Source organism: Vibrio sp. Vb1574 (assembly GCF_033338675.1).
Genome location: NZ_JAWOTC010000048.1, coordinates 21,430 through 38,431, shown reverse-complemented (window position 1 = coordinate 38,431; position 17,002 = coordinate 21,430). Strand labels below are relative to the sequence as shown.

15 protein-coding genes are annotated in these 17,002 nt (G+C 46.4%); 6 read left to right on the top strand and 9 right to left on the bottom strand.

Annotated elements, in window-relative coordinates; translation table 11 throughout:
• Positions 1 to 323 precede the first annotated feature (323 nt).
• The 6 genes from fre to trxA form a co-directional block, all read right to left on the bottom strand.
• Positions 324 to 1,037, bottom strand: coding sequence for an NAD(P)H-flavin reductase (fre, locus tag R7O12_RS20880; protein ID WP_033907312.1), 714 nt, complete (start codon positions 1,035 to 1,037; stop codon positions 324 to 326).
• 14 nt (positions 1,038 to 1,051) lie between these two features.
• A complete protein-coding gene (locus R7O12_RS20875) occupies positions 1,052 to 1,321 on the bottom strand; it encodes a 2Fe-2S iron-sulfur cluster-binding protein (protein WP_225455823.1) in 270 nt (89 codons plus the stop codon).
• Positions 1,318 to 3,171: a 4-hydroxy-3-polyprenylbenzoate decarboxylase gene (ubiD, locus tag R7O12_RS20870; RefSeq protein WP_033907314.1), complete on the bottom strand. Its 1,854-nt coding sequence runs from the start codon at positions 3,169 to 3,171 to the stop codon at positions 1,318 to 1,320. The genes R7O12_RS20875 and ubiD overlap by 4 nt, the downstream gene beginning before the upstream one ends.
• Positions 3,172 to 3,262: 91 nt before the next feature.
• Positions 3,263 to 4,255 carry a hypothetical protein gene (locus R7O12_RS20865; RefSeq protein WP_033907315.1) on the bottom strand — a complete coding sequence of 331 codons (993 nt, stop codon included), beginning with the start codon at positions 4,253 to 4,255 and terminating at the stop codon, positions 3,263 to 3,265.
• A 105-nt stretch (positions 4,256 to 4,360) separates the two neighbouring features.
• Positions 4,361 to 5,620, bottom strand: coding sequence for a transcription termination factor Rho (gene rho / locus R7O12_RS20860; RefSeq protein ID WP_005378757.1), 1,260 nt, complete (start codon positions 5,618 to 5,620; stop codon positions 4,361 to 4,363).
• Positions 5,621 to 5,816: 196 nt separating this feature from the next.
• Positions 5,817 to 6,143, bottom strand: coding sequence for a thioredoxin TrxA (gene trxA / locus R7O12_RS20855; protein WP_004745500.1), 327 nt, complete (start codon positions 6,141 to 6,143; stop codon positions 5,817 to 5,819).
• 111 nt (positions 6,144 to 6,254) lie between these two features.
• On the opposite strand from trxA, the gene rhlB reads away from it, so the two are divergent.
• The 3 genes from rhlB to R7O12_RS20840 all read left to right on the top strand — a co-directional run bounded on the left by rhlB (position 6,255) and on the right by R7O12_RS20840 (position 10,904).
• Entirely contained in the window at positions 6,255 to 7,574 is a 1,320-nt protein-coding gene (gene rhlB / locus R7O12_RS20850) for an ATP-dependent RNA helicase RhlB (RefSeq protein ID WP_005378764.1), read from the top strand.
• A gap of 20 nt (positions 7,575 to 7,594) precedes the next feature.
• Complete coding sequence (gene gppA, locus R7O12_RS20845) at positions 7,595 to 9,088, top strand: guanosine-5'-triphosphate,3'-diphosphate diphosphatase (RefSeq protein ID WP_005382885.1); 1,494 nt, start codon at positions 7,595 to 7,597, stop codon at positions 9,086 to 9,088.
• 172 nt (positions 9,089 to 9,260) lie between these two features.
• Positions 9,261 to 10,904 (top strand): sugar nucleotide-binding protein, encoded by a 1,644-nt coding sequence (locus R7O12_RS20840; protein ID WP_064354412.1) that lies wholly within the window; start codon positions 9,261 to 9,263, stop codon positions 10,902 to 10,904.
• A 222-nt stretch (positions 10,905 to 11,126) separates the two neighbouring features.
• Here the strand turns inward: R7O12_RS20840 and R7O12_RS20835 are convergent, their stop codons facing one another.
• From R7O12_RS20835 to recQ, 3 genes are all read right to left on the bottom strand, one after another.
• Entirely contained in the window at positions 11,127 to 11,801 is a 675-nt protein-coding gene (locus R7O12_RS20835) for a 7-cyano-7-deazaguanine/7-aminomethyl-7-deazaguanine transporter (RefSeq protein ID WP_005378770.1), read from the bottom strand.
• Positions 11,802 to 12,035: 234 nt separating this feature from the next.
• On the bottom strand, positions 12,036 to 12,341 hold the full coding sequence (locus tag R7O12_RS20830) for a DUF3630 family protein (RefSeq protein WP_005378772.1): 306 nt from the start codon (positions 12,339 to 12,341) through the stop codon (positions 12,036 to 12,038).
• 9 nt (positions 12,342 to 12,350) lie between these two features.
• Positions 12,351 to 14,186: an ATP-dependent DNA helicase RecQ gene (recQ, locus tag R7O12_RS20825; protein ID WP_318126330.1), complete on the bottom strand. Its 1,836-nt coding sequence runs from the start codon at positions 14,184 to 14,186 to the stop codon at positions 12,351 to 12,353.
• A 178-nt stretch (positions 14,187 to 14,364) separates the two neighbouring features.
• Here recQ and rarD point away from each other — a divergent pair, with 178 nt between their 5' ends.
• The 3 genes from rarD (at position 14,365) to R7O12_RS20810 (ending at position 16,902) form a co-directional block, all read left to right on the top strand.
• Positions 14,365 to 15,282, top strand: a complete 918-nt coding sequence (gene rarD, locus R7O12_RS20820) for an EamA family transporter RarD (protein WP_005382912.1) — start codon at positions 14,365 to 14,367, stop codon at positions 15,280 to 15,282.
• Between the two features lie 71 nt (positions 15,283 to 15,353).
• Entirely contained in the window at positions 15,354 to 16,151 is a 798-nt protein-coding gene (locus R7O12_RS20815; protein ID WP_017633800.1) for an AraC family transcriptional regulator, read from the top strand.
• A gap of 91 nt (positions 16,152 to 16,242) precedes the next feature.
• Entirely contained in the window at positions 16,243 to 16,902 is a 660-nt protein-coding gene (locus R7O12_RS20810) for a LysE family translocator (RefSeq protein ID WP_318105995.1), read from the top strand.
• Positions 16,903 to 17,002 lie beyond the last annotated feature (100 nt).

The window sequence follows — 17,002 nt, the reverse complement described above, 5'->3', positions numbered from 1 at the left end:
ACACAGATTGATAGGTCTATATTGTTAAAGAGCTTGCTTTGCGAGAAGTTTTTCTCTCAAAGCGGAGGTGCATTCTAACGAGATAATTGAGAGTGTCAAACACTTTTTTTCAATTTTATTTTTCGTAGAAGCTTTCACCTCTCCGACCCTGCTGAAGCCTTATCGCGTCTGCCGTGTCGGTGGATGCGCATTATAGGGAACTCAGATCCGTTCGCAACCCTTTTTTGAAAAAAAATGGAAAAAAATGGCTGTTCGATGACTATTTCATCAAAAAAGCAAAAAAGAGGGTAAAAAACCCTCTTTTTCTGCCTTAAAAGCCGTATTTAAATGAATGCGTACGCGTCTGCGAACATACGTTCGCTCTTCGCTTTCTTGTTCTGAGTGAACTGTTCACGTGCTGCGCCAGCCATTTCAAAACGACCTGCAATATAGATATCGTAGTTTTCTAAGCTTTCGAAATCTTCAGCTACAGCTTGTAGCACGTTACCAACTTTACCTTGCCAGTCTGCAGGAGCTTCTTCTACTACTGGCACAAAATGAACATTGGCAAACTTGTCGGCAATCTCGACCAGTTCGTCTTTAGCATAAAGCTGGCAGTTATCGCGCGCCCCCCAATATAAATAGATAGGATTGGTTTTATTCTGCGCTACGCAATGATCCAGAATCGAACGTACGTAACTAAAACCTGTACCACCAGCGATCAATAACAGCGGGCGTTCACTATCTTCTTGAACCCAAGCATCGCCATGTGGCGCATCAATTTCAATCTGACCATCAGTTTCAAGCGCCGCTTGCATTGCTTCGACAACTTCTTGTGCATAAGCGTTGTGTTCCGCCGCACCGATGTGCAGTTCAAGTTCACCTTCATGACGACAAGGACTGCTTGCGATAGAGAAAGGACGTTTGTCTTTTTCACCCATCACCACCATTAGGTACTGACCCGCTTTAAAAGGCACTGGTGATTCTGGATGAAGAAGGATTTGGTAAGTATTACAAGCTAACGGCTGAATAGACTTTACTTTACATTGGATGGTCATGGTGTTCCTCTCGCTTACTCGTCAAAAGTAAGCACTAAATTACTTTCTGTATAGGCTTGGCAAGGGAGTATCCAACCTTGCTGTTGCTCTTTTTCGGTTAGCATAGGTTCGAGGTGATAGCTCACCTCGCCCGTTAGCTTTTTACACATGCACATGGCGCAAGCGCCAACTTGGCAACGGTGTGGGAAGCGAATATTGTTGTTGAGCGCAGCTTCTAACACCGTCTCCCCTTCTTTTACTTGGAATGTAACGTCCATTGGTAGAAGGTGGACTTGATGACTCATAGAATACCTAACTGGTCCCAAATCTCATCGACTTTAGCCACAAGTTTAGGATCTTTTTTGATAGGCGTACCCCACTCGCGCGTGACTTCAGATTCGAACTTGTTGGTCGCATCCAGTCCTAATTTGGATGAACTCTCAGTCTTACCAAGCACTTGAATCGTGTCTCTATCTGGGTCCATTCGAGTTGTCACCGCCCAAATGATGTCATTCCAATCTCGTGCATTAACGTCATCGTCGCACAAAATGATGAATTTGTTATCCGTGTACTGAGCAAAGAAGCCCCATAGATGTTCCATCAATTCTTGGGATTGACCAGCTTGGTCTTTCTTCATAGTCACGACAGCAAATTGGTTGTTTGCTGTAACTGGAAGATAGACGTCAACAATCTCAGGGCGTTGCTGTTTCAACTCATTTAGTTCTGCTTCGGTAATCGCTTTGCTGTCTCGCTCAGTGACCTCGGTTCGCGTCGCCAGCTCGGCATCCCATTTAATGGTCGCATCCAAGCCCATTTTGGAGCCAAGCCCAACCACTGGTGAAGCAAAGTCGAGCGAGTCGATTGGCGTGTTATCTATCATCAAGGTATCACGTACAGGATCCATATGCTCTGACATGGCTTTCACGACATCATTCCAATCTCGTGCGTTTACCGATTCATCGCACACAATAACAAACTTGGTATACATGAATTGACGTAAGAAAGACCACACGCCCATCATTACGCGCTTGGCATGTCCTGGGTACTGCTTCTTCATGGTGACGACGGCCATTCGGTACGAACAACCTTCTGGCGGTAGATAGAAGTCTTCAATCTCTGGGAATTGCTTTTGCAGAATAGGTACAAACACTTCGTTTAATGCCACACCCAATACAGCTGGTTCATCTGGCGGACGACCTGTGTAGGTGCTGTGATAAATAGGGTCTTTACGCATAGTAATGTGCGTAATAGTAAATACGTGGTGCTTTTCTTTTTCGTTATAGTAGCCAGTGTGGTCACCGTAAGGACCTTCATCAGCAAACTCGTTCGGGTCGATATAGCCTTCCATCACGATTTCCGCGCTCGCTGGCACTTCCAAATCGTTGCTGACTGACTTCACGACTTCCGTTTTGCTTCCACGTAGCAAACCTGCAAATGCGTATTCCGATAGCGTATCTGGCACTGGTGTTACTGCGCCAAGAATGGTTGCTGGGTCTGCACCAAACGCGACCGAAACTGGGAAAGGTTTACCTGGGTTGGTTTCCATCCAATCGCGCAGATCAAGCGCACCACCACGATGGGCTAACCAACGCATGATGATTTTGTTCTTGGCAATTTTCTGCTGACGGTAAATGCCTAGGTTCTGACGTTTCTTATTTGGACCTTTGGTTACGGTTAAGCCCCAAGTAAGCAGCGGCGCTACATCTTCTGCCCAGCAGCTCATTACCGGAATTTTATCCAAGTCGACTTCATCACCTTGCCAAACAATGTCTTGGCATGGTGCTTTACGTAAACGCTTAGCCGGCATGTTCAATACTTGTTTGAACACAGGCAGTTTTTCTAAAGCGTCTTTGAAGCCTTTTGGTGGCTCAGGTTCTTTTAAATAAGCCAGCAGCTTACCGACTTCTCTTAATTCTTTAACGTCTTCACGTCCCATGCCGATTGCGACACGCTCTGGTGTACCAAACAGGTTCGTCAAAACAGGTACGTCGTAGCCGATTGGGTTCTCAAACAACAGCGCAGGTCCACCAGCACGCAAGGTGCGGTCGCTGATTTCTGTCATTTCATAAGCGGGATCGACAGGGTGAGTGATGCGTTTAAGTCGACCTTTCTGTTCTAGGTGGTCGATAAATTCGCGTAAATCCTTAAAACTCATAGGCCTTCATGCTGGCTGATTAAACTGTCCGCAGTATAACAAATAGGAGGACGCTAAGATCCTCCTATTTTGTGTGGGTATGTGAGCCAGATTACTTTAATACTTGTTCAATCTGCCGAGTCTTTATCTGATGGTTCGAAGATACTAACTCTTCCAACCAGGTTTGATGCCCTTGTTGAGCAAGCTCTCGAGCAACCATGGTTGCTTCTTCTGATAACGCCATTTTTCTAACTAGAAACTGCTTTACTTGCGGAGATAGAGGGTTAGATTTTGTAAGTAGACTAATAGCTTCTGGCTTGAGTGATGGGTTAACTGTGGCATTCATCAATTGCTGAATGGAAAAAACGTCTCCAACCGCAGCTAAACGCTCAAGTTCGGACTGGCTGTTGTAATCAGCTTTCATCCGCCAGAGTAAGTTGTACACTTCCTCATCCTGACTAACTTGTGCCAACCTGACTATCACGGCCGTCGATGGTAACCAACTGGTCACATTTGCTTTGGTTAACTGGGCCGTTAATGCAGCAAGCGCATTGGGTGATAAGCTGTCTAACTCTCGAATCAAAAGCGCTTCACGCGCTTGAGCTTGTTGAGATGGCCCTGTAAGCCATTGCTTTAAGTTAAGCTCTCTTCGTTCAGCTTGTAAGACAAAGTCCAAGGTACTTTGGTCTTGTTTCCAACGCTTAATCAAGCGACTCGCAATAACGGGAAAGTTAAAAGCGGGTACACTAAATTCATACCCATCACCTCGCTCTAACACTTGATAAGTCGGGGTCATACGGATCTGGGACTCAACAAACAGAGCCATTCGAGGCGTGAGAATCACATCTTGCTTTTCAAGCTTTTCCAATAATTGAAAGCGCACCACCTCTTGTTGAGGCAAAGCAAGTCTATCAAGGGCAAATTTAAGCGAGTCGACTTCATCTCTGACAGCGTAATCAAGCAGTTCAGAGACTTTAGTATGTATTTGAGTATCCTGAAGCCACTGTTCTACTACAGACTCATGCATTTCCTTGGCAGATAATGTCGCAGGTAGAGTGATAAGTGACAAGCTCAGGAGTAATGACGACAACATTCCTTGTTGCATGTTAACCTCCCGATAACATTTCCTTCATTCTGATACTTCTATCGGGAGAAAGCAATAAAAAAGCCACCGATATACGGTGGCTTTTCGCAGAATGACTATTTGAGACTATTGACGACGCATCGCATCGAAGAACTCATCGTTGGTCTTCGTCATCGCTAGCTTGTCGATTAGGAATTCCATTGCGTCGATTTCGCCCATTGGGTGAACGATCTTACGCAGAATCCACATCTTCTGTAGTTCGTCAGTCTTCGTCAGTAGCTCTTCACGACGTGTACCTGAGCGGTTAAAGTCAATCGCAGGGAATACACGCTTCTCAGCAATCTTACGGTTCAAGTGCAGTTCCATGTTACCTGTACCCTTGAACTCTTCGTAGATAACTTCATCCATTTTAGAACCAGTATCTACTAGTGCCGTTGCGATGATAGTTAGGCTGCCGCCTTCTTCTACGTTACGTGCAGCACCGAAGAAACGCTTAGGACGATGTAATGCGTTTGCATCCACACCACCTGTTAGTACTTTACCTGATGAAGGCACTACGGTGTTGTAAGCACGAGCTAGGCGAGTGATAGAGTCAAGCAAGATAACCACGTCTTTCTTATGTTCAACAAGACGTTTTGCCTTCTCGATCACCATTTCCGCTACTTGTACGTGACGAGATGCTGGCTCATCGAAAGTCGACGCAACCACTTCACCTTTAACTAGGCGTTGCATCTCGGTTACTTCTTCTGGACGTTCGTCGATAAGAAGAACCATCAACTCACACTCTGGGTGGTTGTACGCGATGCTTTGCGCGATGTTTTGCAGAAGCATTGTTTTACCCGCTTTAGGCGGAGCAACAATCAGACCACGTTGACCTTTACCGATTGGCGATGCCAAGTCTAAAACACGTGCTGTAATGTCTTCTGTTGAACCGTTACCACGCTCCATAACCATGCGCTCATTCGCATGTAGAGGGGTAAGGTTTTCAAATAGGATCTTGTTACGGGCGTTGTCTGGTTTATCGTCGTTAACGGTATTGACTTTTAGAAGGGCAAAGTAACGTTCACCGTCTTTTGGTGGACGAATTTTGCCAGCGATAGAGTCACCAGTACGTAGGTTAAAGCGACGAATCTGACTTGGTGATACGTAGATATCGTCCGGACCCGCAAGGTATGAACTATCTGCACTGCGTAGGAAACCAAAGCCGTCTTGCAGAATTTCCAGAACCCCATCGCCAAAGATGTCTTCGCCGCCTTTCGCGTGCGCTTTTAAAATCGCGAAGATGATGTCTTGTTTTCTTAAGCGAGCTAGGTTCTCTAATCCTAAGCTTTCGCCCAGTTTTACAAGGTCAGACACAGGTCTGTTCTTCAGTTCGGTAAGGTTCATGGTGGTGGATTCTTGTTTAGTCAAAATAAGATCTGTTTTCTAGTTAAGATGGATTTGGTCTCAGGATCGACCAAGAAGAGAAATTTGTTCAATTAACGCGCGATAAGTTAGCACTAATTAGTATTCTAGTCCAGAGTTAGAAAAACAAAACCGTGCATTGTAACTTTGCACGGTTTTATCTGTAATCACTTGGTGATTATAAGTTTGCGTCTAGGAACTCTTTTAGTTGAGTTTTAGACAGAGCACCTACTTTCGTTGCCGCTACGTTACCATCTTTAAATAGTAATAGCGTTGGAATGCCGCGAATACCAAACTTAGGTGGTGTACCTGCGTTATGGTCGATGTTTAGTTTACCGATAGTGAGTTTGCCTTCGTACTCGTCTGCGATTTCGTCCAAAATAGGAGCGATCATTTTACAAGGACCACACCATTCTGCCCAAAAATCCACTAGAACCGGGCCTGCAGCGTTGATTACATCGTTTTCAAAACCGTCATCAGTTAGCTGCAAAATCTTATCACTCATCTTCCACTCCAATGTGTTTTTCGAAACTGGTTGGATGATAACCAGTAATTAGATGCCCTATTGGAATGTATTTACTTTCGTATTGCAAGCTTTAGCTGATATTCTATAGCCATGAAAAAGACGCATATCACAGAGCAAAAGTTCGCCGATTTGGGCTTAAAGCCCCAAGTTATTGAAGGATTGGACAAAAAAGGGTTCGAATTTTGTACCCCTATCCAAGCCTTGGCGTTGCCGGTCCTGCTCACCGGCCAAGACATCGCAGGCCAGGCCCAAACGGGTACTGGTAAAACGCTCGCGTTTCTTACTGCTACGTTCAACCACCTTCTGACGACTCCGGAACATGAAGGTCGTAAGCCTACACAGCCACGCGCAATTATTATGGCGCCTACACGTGAGCTCGCTATTCAGATTTACAATGATGCAGAATCATTAACTGAAAGCACAGGTCTAAAAACCGCTCTAGCTTACGGTGGTGAAAGCTACGACAAGCAACTTGCGAAACTGCAAGACGGCGTAGATATTCTGATCGGAACAACAGGCCGTATCATCGATTTCTACAAACAGCGCGTATTTAACCTCAACAACATTCAAGCTGTTGTTCTGGACGAAGCCGACCGCATGTTCGATCTTGGCTTTATTAAAGACATTCGCTTCTTGTTCCGTCGTATGCCTGAGCCAAAAGAGCGTTTGAACATGCTGTTCTCAGCAACGCTGTCTTACCGCGTTCAAGAACTGGCATTCGAACACATGAATACTCCTGAGCATGTCGTTGTCGAACCAGAACAAAAAACTGGCCACCGTATCCAGGAAGAGCTTTTCTATCCTTCGAATGAAGACAAAATGGCGCTGCTTCAAACACTAATTGAAGAAGAGTGGCCAGATCGCGCTATCATTTTTGCCAATACCAAGCATAAGTGTGAATCGGTTTGGGGTCATTTGGCTGCCGATGGACACCGTGTAGGCCTTCTTACTGGCGATGTACCGCAGAAGAAGCGTGAGAAGATTCTTGAGCAATTCACCAAAGGTGATGTCGACATCCTAGTTGCAACTGACGTTGCAGCGCGTGGTTTGCATATTCCTCAGGTAACGCACGTTTTCAACTACGACCTTCCTGACGACTGTGAAGATTATGTTCACCGTATTGGCCGTACTGGTCGCGCTGGTGCGAGCGGTCATTCGATCAGTTTTGCTTGTGAAGAGTACGCGGTTAACCTACCAGCAATCGAAGAATACATTGAGCATACAATCCCAGTTTCAGAGTACGATTCGTCGGCACTGATTCAAGATCTACCGGCTCCGATTCGTATGCGTGCACCACGCAACCAACAGCGCCGCACGAATACTGGCGGTACCCGCTCTGGTTCTGGTAACCGTAAGCCGCAGGGACGTCGTCCACGCCAACCGCGTCAATCGGCACCAAAACAATCGTAATAGGAAACTGAGTTCGTTTTATGAGTCAAGCAGGATCATCACCGCTATATGCCGCCATCGACCTCGGGTCGAACAGTTTTCACATGCTCGTTGTGCGTCACATCGATGGCAGCGTTCAAACAATGGCTAAAATTAAGCGCAAAGTTCGTCTAGCAGCGGGCTTAGATGAACATAATTCTCTTAGTATGGAAGCTATGCAGCGAGGATGGGACTGCTTAAGTCTATTTGCGGAACGCTTGCAGGACATTCCTAAACAAAACATTCGCATCGTCGGTACTGCAACATTACGTACCGCGACCAATGTAGATGTGTTTTTAGAAAAGGCTAACCAAATTCTAGGCCAGCCTATCGAAGTGATTACTGGTGAAGAAGAAGCAGCCACTATCTATAAAGGTGTCGCTCACACCTCTGGCGGTAGTGGTCGTCGCCTTGTAGTCGATATCGGTGGAGCAAGTACCGAACTGATTATCGGTGAAGGTTTCGAAGCCAAAGCACTGACCAGCTTAAAAATGGGCTGCGTGACTTGGCTTGAAAACTTCTTTAAAGATCGTCAATTGAATGCTCGTAACTTTGACGCGGCAATTGAAGGGGCGAAACAGACCATCCAGCCGATTTTAGAACGTTATACAGAAATTGGTTGGGATGTGTGTGTTGGTGCATCAGGCACTGTTCAGGCATTGCAAGAGATAATGCTGGCGCAAGGCATGGACGAAGTAATCACTCACTCCAAACTCAAACGTCTACAGAAGCAAGCCATGTTGGCCGACCATTTAGAAGAACTCGATATTGAAGGCTTAACACTTGAGCGTGCATTAGTGTTCCCTAGTGGCCTCTCTATTTTGATTGCCGTTTTTGAATTGCTTGAAATCGATGCTATGACACTCGCTGGCGGCGCACTACGCGAAGGCTTAGTGTATGAGATGGTTGAAGAGCTTCGTCAAGAAGACATTCGTGCCCGCACTATCGCTAGCGTACAAAATCGCTATCAGCTCGATCACCAATACGGCGAACAAGTCGCTACTCTGGCACACACGCTTTTACAGCAAGCTGGAGGCGATGAGTGGATTACAGAGCCTCAGGGCAAGATATTACTCGAGACCGCCGCAAAACTGCATGAAATTGGCTTAACTATCGATTTCAAAAAAGGCGGAGAGCATAGTGCTTACTTGCTACAGAATTTGGATCTGCCTGGTTACACGCGCGCGCAGAAGTTCTTTATTGGTGAAGTGGCTCGTCGCTATCGCGAACAGCTCACTTCTTTACCTGAGCAGCATGCATTATCAGGCTCAAGTGCCAAACGAGTATTAAGACTGTTGCGTCTTGCGGTTCTACTCAGCCATCGTCGCAATCCTGATCTAGAGCCAAATGTGACTCTAACGGTTGAAGGCGACAATCTAACGTTACACATTGATGCGCAATGGCTAGAGAAAAACCCACTGACTGCGGCTGAGCTGGAAATTGAATCCAACCGTCAGACAGACATCGGCTGGCCATTAAATATCGTAGCAAAATAAGCGAATATCACTGCCTTACAATACTAAAGCCCAGGCGTTCGCTTGGGCTTTTCTGCTTCTACTTCCCCTACAAAACGTGCTGCCCAGCAAAAATCTCAGCTTCTCCGCTCTACATCGAAAAACAGCCATGCTTTATTGATAAACACAATTTAGCCAACCAAGATGCACCATCATGAAAACCGTTTTAATGACTGGCTTAACTGGTACCCTCGCCCCAAAAGTCGCTCATCAGTTTCACCTACGCGGCTGGAACATATTGGAGTGGAATCACCACCAAATCTCACCAGATGATCCAGAGCAAAGTGAACAATTTTGGCAGCAACACCACATCAATGCGGTGTGCCATATGGCGATGGGAAGTGAAGAGTGGGCAGCGTGGCTTGGTGAGCAATGCAAACGCCACAATATTCCTTACCTCTTTGTCAGCACAGCAATGGTATTTGATGCCACAAAAAACGGGCCTTATGGCATCTTTGAAGAAAGAAACACCCAAGATGATTACGGCAAATACAAAGTTCGTTGTGAAGATGCAATCTGGCAAGCAAATCCAGATGCGATGGTTGCTCGAATTGGTTGGCAGCTCCATCACCAAGCAGAAGGCAATAACATGTTGGCGCATCTCGACCGCCAATATGAAGAGAACGGCGTTATTACCGCTAGCACGGCTTGGTATCCTGCGACTTCTCATATGGACGATACTGCACTCGCCTTTTTGCAGCTTATTGAGCGGAACGAAGCCGGTTTATATCACCTTGATAGCAACTTAAAAGATAAGTGGAATTTCTACGAACTCGTTTGTGCACTCAAACAGCATTACAACAAACCATGGCAAGTGTTGCCAAGCAATGACTATCACCATGACCAACGTCTAACCGATGAACGAATTGCCTTGCCGCCATTGAGTGAACGTTTCAACAAGCCAGAGCAAATCCAGCAAGCCGGCATCATAGGAATCAACTGGGGACGCACGCACATTCCCCACTATCGAAACAATGGTGTATCGGTCACAACGTTATGCGCCAACCAAATAGAACCGCTTCAGCAAGCGTGCAGTGAAGAAGCAATCCCAAAGGCAGAAACGAACATCAGCGCACTCAAACTACTTGATGTCGTGACCATCGCGACACCTGCGCATACTCATGCAGAGATCATAAAGACGTTAGGTTCAACCAAGCTTATCTGTGAAAAGCCATTGGTGGGATTGAATTCTGACATAACTCACTGGCAGCAACCGAACGCCAACCTATTGGTTAATTACGCCTTTGCTCAGCTTAATACCGCCAAGACGATAGAGAAGTGGCTCACTTCGCAAACCCAACCTTGTGTGGTCAATCTAGTCACCCAAGTTAACCTACCGGGCACCTTCACGCTCAAAGAGTGGTTTCTTGAAACTGCCAGTCACCCTATATCTTGGTTGCTGCACTGCTTTGGAGACTATTATCAATCGACACTGGTTGAGGAAAACGGCCAACTGATCGTTGATCTGCAATGTGGCGACCACCAGCTAAGGTTTGTATTTGAACTAACAGGTGAACCGGGCATCGAGCACAATCTAACGATTCAATCCAACCAGACATTAACCAGCAAAGGCTACTACCGTGTCGGAGAAAAATGGCGTTTCGAGCCCATTCTCGTTAATGGCAACGCGATAAATGATGGAGAGTACAGCGAGTCTGATTGCTGGCAGGACGCCAATCAACGCAGTGTCGGTTTGATGTTGGCGATGTTCAATCAAAGCATCAGCTGGGATAACGGCCTGCAACTTGGCGCCTTCGATGCGCAAAAAGCCATTTTGATTGAGAAGATGCTCTGTTAGCCATTTCACCAGCGAGCTTCCTCTACGTGCCGTACCTTCGATTAAAAGGTCTCACTCGGGACCTTTTTTACTGCTCATTTTTACCTTCGTACAGCTCAGGGAGCTTTTGGACACCCATGATCTAATTGCTCCCCACGCTGTACAAAACCCTCTAAATCCCAGTAAGCAGGTACAAAAAAGCCGCTTGATTTAAGCAAGCGGCTTTCGGGGTTCCCACTGATATTAAGACTGAACGCTTGTCGTCACCTTAAAGTCAGGGTTCACCGCAGTCAGCTTCTTAATTAGGTAATTCAGTAATACGCCGTACATCGGAACGAACAAACCAAGACTGATAATCAGTTTGAAGCCGTAATCCACCAGCGCGATTTCCGTCCAATGCTCAGCCATAAATGGATCTGGGCTTTGGTAGAACGCAATGGCGAAGAAAGCGATGGTATCAAGTGCATTACCGAAAAGCGTTGAACACGTTGGTGCCACCCACCATTGCTTCATTTGACGTAGGCGGTTGAACACATGCACATCCATGATCTGACCAAGTAGGTACGCCATGAAGCTAGCAATCGCGATACGAGCAACGAATAAGTTAAATTCCCCTAGGTGGCCAAAACCTTGGAATTGACCTTCGAAGAACACCACCGATAAGAAGTAAGACACTGCCAAAGCAGGCAACATCACTAAGAAGATGATCTTACGTGCCAACTGAGCACCGAAAATACGCACAGTTAAGTCAGTCGCTAAGAAGATAAATGGGAAAGTGAATGCACCCCAAGTGGTATGGAAACCGAAGATAGTAAACGGTAGCTGAACTAGGTAATTGCTAGATGCAATAATGACTAGGTGGAATAGAACCAGATAGATAAGGGCGTTGCGCTGCTGCGCAGGGGTAAAGTTACTCATGCGATACCTTTTTAGTTTGGTTTGGGGGTGAGGGAACCCAAATCGAGTCACTGAATAAAGTGGCTCTTACCAACAATGTAAAATGAAAAATAAACTGGCTTGGCTCTTTCTGAGCGAAGCGGTGGGCGATTATACATTAACCACTTTTCGCCGCAAGTCGTCTGTTTGACGCAAACGTTTAAGCATAAAAAAGGGTGTTTCATGTGAAACACCCTCTCTAGAAAAATTCTATTTTTAGAAGCCGCGCTGGAACAACCCTGCAAGATAATCCAACTCTTCCCTGCTCTCTTCAATCGCTAACGCTTCAAACCAAATCGCTTCGCTGTAATGCTCTGCTTTCATAAACAGTCGGCAACCTTCAAAGTCAATCAACCAAGAGTGAATGTCCGCATCCCACTGTTTTTCCACCACAGTAGCAGAAAGCAAGCCGACTAAACGCTCACCTAAAGCAGGAAAGCTATCAAGGTCAAAGCTCGGCGCGGTAATGATTAAGCGCCCTTCTTGTGCCATGTAATCCGCTAAGCCAAATTCCTTTTGCATCTTGGTTCCTTATCCGTGGTGAGTAATGTGTTCTTGAATCAAATCGAGGAATGGATCGGCGTACTTCTCTAGTTTGCGCTGACCAACACCGCTGACTGCAAGCATTTCGCCGTAAGACGTTGGCAGAATTTCCGCCATATCAATCAGAGTCGCGTCACTGAAGACCACGTATGGTGGCAAACCATCTTCATCAGCAATCGACTTACGCAGCTTACGTAACTTAGCAAACAGCTTTTTGTCGTAGTTCTTGCTGGTCAGTTTGTCCGATTTCGCCGCACGTGCTGCGGTGTCTAAACGCGGAACCGCTAACTCTAGGGTCACATCGCCACGTAGCAGCGGACGCGCTTCTTCGGTAAGTTGCAGCGTTGAGTTACGCGTGATGTTTTGGAACAGCAGCCCTTTGTGGATTAACTGACGGAAGATACTCACCCAGTAATCGTGGCTGTGGTCGCGCCCTATCGCGTAGGTAGAAATCTTATCGTGGCCGTTTTCACGTACACGAATGTTTTGCATGCCACGTAGCACTTCCACCACGTAGCCCATACCAAAGCTCTGATTCACTCGGTACACACAAGACAACGCCTTACGCGCTTCTTCCGTGGCATCAAAGTGTTTCGGTGGATCTAAGCAAATATCACAGTTGCCACATGGCTTCTCACGATACTCACCAAAGTAATTCAATAGCACCTGACGACGACAAGTCTGCGCCTCAGCAAAGGCACTCATCGCATTCAGTTTGTGGGTTTCCACCTGCTTCTGTGGACCATCGTCTTTCTCATCCAACATACGACGCAGCCAACTGATGTCCGCTGGGTCATACAACATCATCGCTTCCGCAGGCAAACCATCACGCCCTGCACGACCGGTTTCCTGATAGTAGGACTCGATATTGCGCGGGATATCAAAGTGAACCACAAAGCGCACGTTTGGTTTGTTGATGCCCATACCGAATGCCACGGTCGCCACTACGATTTGGATGTCATCACGTTGGAAAGCTTCTTGAACGTAAGCGCGCTCATCGGCATCCATACCTGCGTGATAACCAGCTGCACGAATGTGGTTGTTACACAACTTCTCAGTCACCATCTCAACTTTCTTACGGCTACCACAATAGATGATGCCGCAATTACCTTTTTGAGTTTCAAGATAACGAACGATTTGCGAAACCGGCTTGTGCTTCTCAACTAAGTTGTAGCGAATGTTGGGACGGTCGAAGCTGCCTAGGTAAACCTCTGGATTATTCAGTTGCAGACGCTCAAGAATATCTCGGCGCGTTGCGTCATCTGCGGTCGCCGTCAGCGCCATAAATGGCACATGGAAAAATTGCTGCTTAAGTTGACCAAGCGCGGTGTACTCTGGACGGAAGTCGTGTCCCCACTGGGAAATACAGTGCGCTTCATCGACAGCAATCATCGATAGCGGCAAGTTTTCCAAGCGCTCAATGAAATCACGCATCAATACGCGTTCTGGTGAGACGTACACCAACTTAAGATGACCAGTGTGCATGCGGTTATACACGCTGAGCAGTTCTTCACGAGTCATGGTCGAGTTAATGCATTCAGCCGCTACACCGTTGGCTTTAAGCTGGTCCACTTGGTCTTTCATCAGCGAGATAAGCGGAGAAATCACCAAAGTAATACCAGAGCGAACCAAAGCAGGAATTTGATAACACAGCGACTTACCGCCACCAGTAGGCAGGATAACTAAGCTGTCGCGACCTTCTATCGCGGCGTCAATCACTAATTGCTGACCATCACGGAACTCTTGGTAACCAAACACATCCTCCAACACACGTTGAGGCGTTACAGGCGAATCAGATTGTTCGGCTAACAAGGTCGAGGTCATGAAAAGTCTCAGATTGGGTCTTAAAAAAGAGGTGCTTATGCATACCACTGGCACACAAAGTGAGGGCACATTGTAATGGGGTTTCATGGTGAATAAAACCGCAAATTGTTAGGTGTTTCGCATCACGACTCGTATACTGATTTTCTGCTCTATAAAACACACAATTAGGTGACACTTCATGACACCAGAAGACGAACAACAACGCGCGCGGCAAGGCATCTTGCTAGCGATTGGCGCGTATACCATGTGGGGCATTGCGCCGATGTACTTTAAGTCCATCGCACAAGTATCTCCTTTGGAAATTCTCAGCCACCGAGTGATATGGTCTTTCTTTTTGCTTGCTGCACTCCTCCATTTTGGCCGTCACTGGCGCTCGGCTTACCACATCGCGAAAGACAAAACGAAAATCGCTTACCTGATCGCAAGTTCCATGTTAATTGGCGGCAATTGGTTGATTTTCATTTGGGCGGTAAACTCGAATCATATGCTCGACGCCAGCTTAGGTTATTACATTAATCCACTGATCAACGTCTTACTCGGGATGGTCTTCCTTGGTGAGCGACTGCGTAAATTACAGTGGTTCGCGGTTGTATTGGCAGGTTGTGGCGTACTCGTTCAACTGATTGTATTTGGCTCCGTACCCGTTGTTGCGATGGCGTTAGCAATGAGCTTCGGCTTTTATGGCTTATTAAGAAAGAAAGTCAGTGTCGATGCAAAAACTGGCTTGTTTATTGAGACATTACTTCTACTGCCAGTGGCCGCTGTTTATTTGCTTTTTGTTGCCGATACACCAACCTCAAATATGCTTACGAATCCACTTACGTTAAATAGTTTGTTGATCGCAGCTGGGGTTATAACAACCCTGCCACTGCTGTGCTTTACGGGTGCAGCAACAAGACTCAAATTATCGACTTTGGGCTTTTTCCAATATATAGGCCCAAGCTTAATGTTTTTACTTGCAGTATTGATGTATGGCGAACCCTTTACCATGGATAAAGCGATCACTTTCGTCTTTATTTGGGGAGCACTAGTCGTGTTTAGCTTTGATGGATTACGTAATAACCGTCGCTCACGCCGGATCGTTCAGCCACAGTGATCGTTTTTTACAAGACAAGTTAGAAATTGCCAGATAAGCTTGGTCATAATGTGACCAAGCTTTTTTATTTAATGGAACATATTCAGTACTACGCAACCGACCATGACAACTTGAGTCTAATAGAGGCGAAATACCAGAAATTTGCTTTTCAAAGGCATTACCATCTGGATTTTCATCTCGGCCTGATCACGCATGGTGCGCAGAAGTTCCAATACCAAGGTAACAGCCACCAAGTTGGTCACGGGCAAATTGTGATTATGCCGCCGGATGAGCTGCACGACGGGCAATCTAAGCTCGAGAGTGGCTACGAAGTGAATGTGTTTGCGATCGAACCTCATCTATTGAGCGATCTAGCCGATCTTAAGAAAAACGGTCAAATAATACACTTCAACGAACTGATCATCTCGGATCCCCAGATATTTTCACAACTTAGTAACTTACACGGGCTACTTCGTCGTGAAAACCTCAGCCAACTCACTAAAGATTGCCTTCCTTTTGAAGGATTTAACCAACTTTTTGATCGCTACGGATCGCTTGAGCGACAAAAAGTGGTGCCGCTAGGAAACCAATCGCTTGGGACGTTAAAAGATTATCTAATGGCTAACCTTGACCAAGCGGTGCGTTTGGATTCACTTTCAGAGCTGTGCCAACTGAGCCCAACTCAGTTCCAGCGCCACTTTAAAGCGCAAACCGGCATGACGCCTTATGCGTGGTTCGCACGCCTGCGCCTTGAACAAGGCATGAAGTTACTGCAAGCTGGTCAATGTGGTACCGACGTCGCCCACCAGATCGGTTTCTACGATCAAGCGCATTTCAGCAAAGCGTTTAAACAGACCTACGGCGTTTCCCCTTCTCAAGTGGCTCGTTAATTTCATTTACCGAGAAAGCTGTCAGTTTTTTACAAGCGCCACAGGTGACTTACCACGACAATAGCCGCATTGGTTAAATTTGAGATGTGTTATGAATGAATCCACCATATTGCTGACACTCGCCAGCATTCACTTTATTGCCCTAATGAGTCCAGGTCCGGACTTTGCGCTGGTCGTACAAAATGCGACGCGTCATGGTCGTCAAACTGGCTTGTACATTGCGTTGGGATTGTCCGTCGGTATTTTGCTGCACTCTTTGTTCAGCCTGACAGGTGTGAGTTTTGTCGTCCACCAGCACCCAGTGCTGTATTCCGTGGTACAACTGCTCGGTGGTAGTTACCTGCTCTACTTAGGAATTGGCGCATTGCGTGCCGTGATCTCGATGATCCAAAACCCACAGACGGATCAACCTAAGAAGCAAAATAACCTAGTGATCAGCAATAAGCGTCAAGCGTTTGCTAAAGGGTTTGCGACCAACATTCTTAACCCAAAAGCCCTGGTGTTCTTTGTCAGTTTGATGTCGAGTTTAGTCCCAGCAGGTATGTCGATTACTGGCAAAGGTATTGCACTGGTCATCCTGTTTGGCTTGTCGCTATTCTGGTTCTCTAGCCTTGCATGGATGCTGTCGACACAGCGCTTACAGCGTAAATTGCAACAAGCGGGTATCTACATCGACGGTCTATGCGGCGCGGTATTTACTCTAGTGGGCGGCAGTATTCTATACCAAACTATCAATACTTTTATCGGATAAAGTACTGATTTAAAAGCGTAGCACAATCGACATTTCTAAGATTGCTGACTCGACGTGACTCTCCATAACTGCCAAGCTCAAAGCACAAAACTGGCAACAT

Coding starts and splice junctions, on each gene's coding strand:
- fre (WP_033907312.1), bottom strand. CDS start 1,037: ATGACCATCCAATGTAAAGTAAAGTCTATTCAGCCGTTAGCTTGTAAT.
- R7O12_RS20875 (WP_225455823.1), bottom strand. CDS start 1,321: ATGAGTCATCAAGTCCACCTTCTACCAATGGACGTTACATTCCAAGTA.
- ubiD (WP_033907314.1), bottom strand. CDS start 3,171: ATGAGTTTTAAGGATTTACGCGAATTTATCGACCACCTAGAACAGAAA.
- R7O12_RS20865 (WP_033907315.1), bottom strand. CDS start 4,255: ATGCAACAAGGAATGTTGTCGTCATTACTCCTGAGCTTGTCACTTATC.
- rho (WP_005378757.1), bottom strand. CDS start 5,620: ATGAACCTTACCGAACTGAAGAACAGACCTGTGTCTGACCTTGTAAAA.
- trxA (WP_004745500.1), bottom strand. CDS start 6,143: ATGAGTGATAAGATTTTGCAGCTAACTGATGACGGTTTTGAAAACGAT.
- rhlB (WP_005378764.1), top strand. CDS start 6,255: ATGAAAAAGACGCATATCACAGAGCAAAAGTTCGCCGATTTGGGCTTA.
- gppA (WP_005382885.1), top strand. CDS start 7,595: ATGAGTCAAGCAGGATCATCACCGCTATATGCCGCCATCGACCTCGGG.
- R7O12_RS20840 (WP_064354412.1), top strand. CDS start 9,261: ATGAAAACCGTTTTAATGACTGGCTTAACTGGTACCCTCGCCCCAAAA.
- R7O12_RS20835 (WP_005378770.1), bottom strand. CDS start 11,801: ATGAGTAACTTTACCCCTGCGCAGCAGCGCAACGCCCTTATCTATCTG.
- R7O12_RS20830 (WP_005378772.1), bottom strand. CDS start 12,341: ATGCAAAAGGAATTTGGCTTAGCGGATTACATGGCACAAGAAGGGCGC.
- recQ (WP_318126330.1), bottom strand. CDS start 14,186: ATGACCTCGACCTTGTTAGCCGAACAATCTGATTCGCCTGTAACGCCT.
- rarD (WP_005382912.1), top strand. CDS start 14,365: ATGACACCAGAAGACGAACAACAACGCGCGCGGCAAGGCATCTTGCTA.
- R7O12_RS20815 (WP_017633800.1), top strand. CDS start 15,354: ATGGAACATATTCAGTACTACGCAACCGACCATGACAACTTGAGTCTA.
- R7O12_RS20810 (WP_318105995.1), top strand. CDS start 16,243: ATGAATGAATCCACCATATTGCTGACACTCGCCAGCATTCACTTTATT.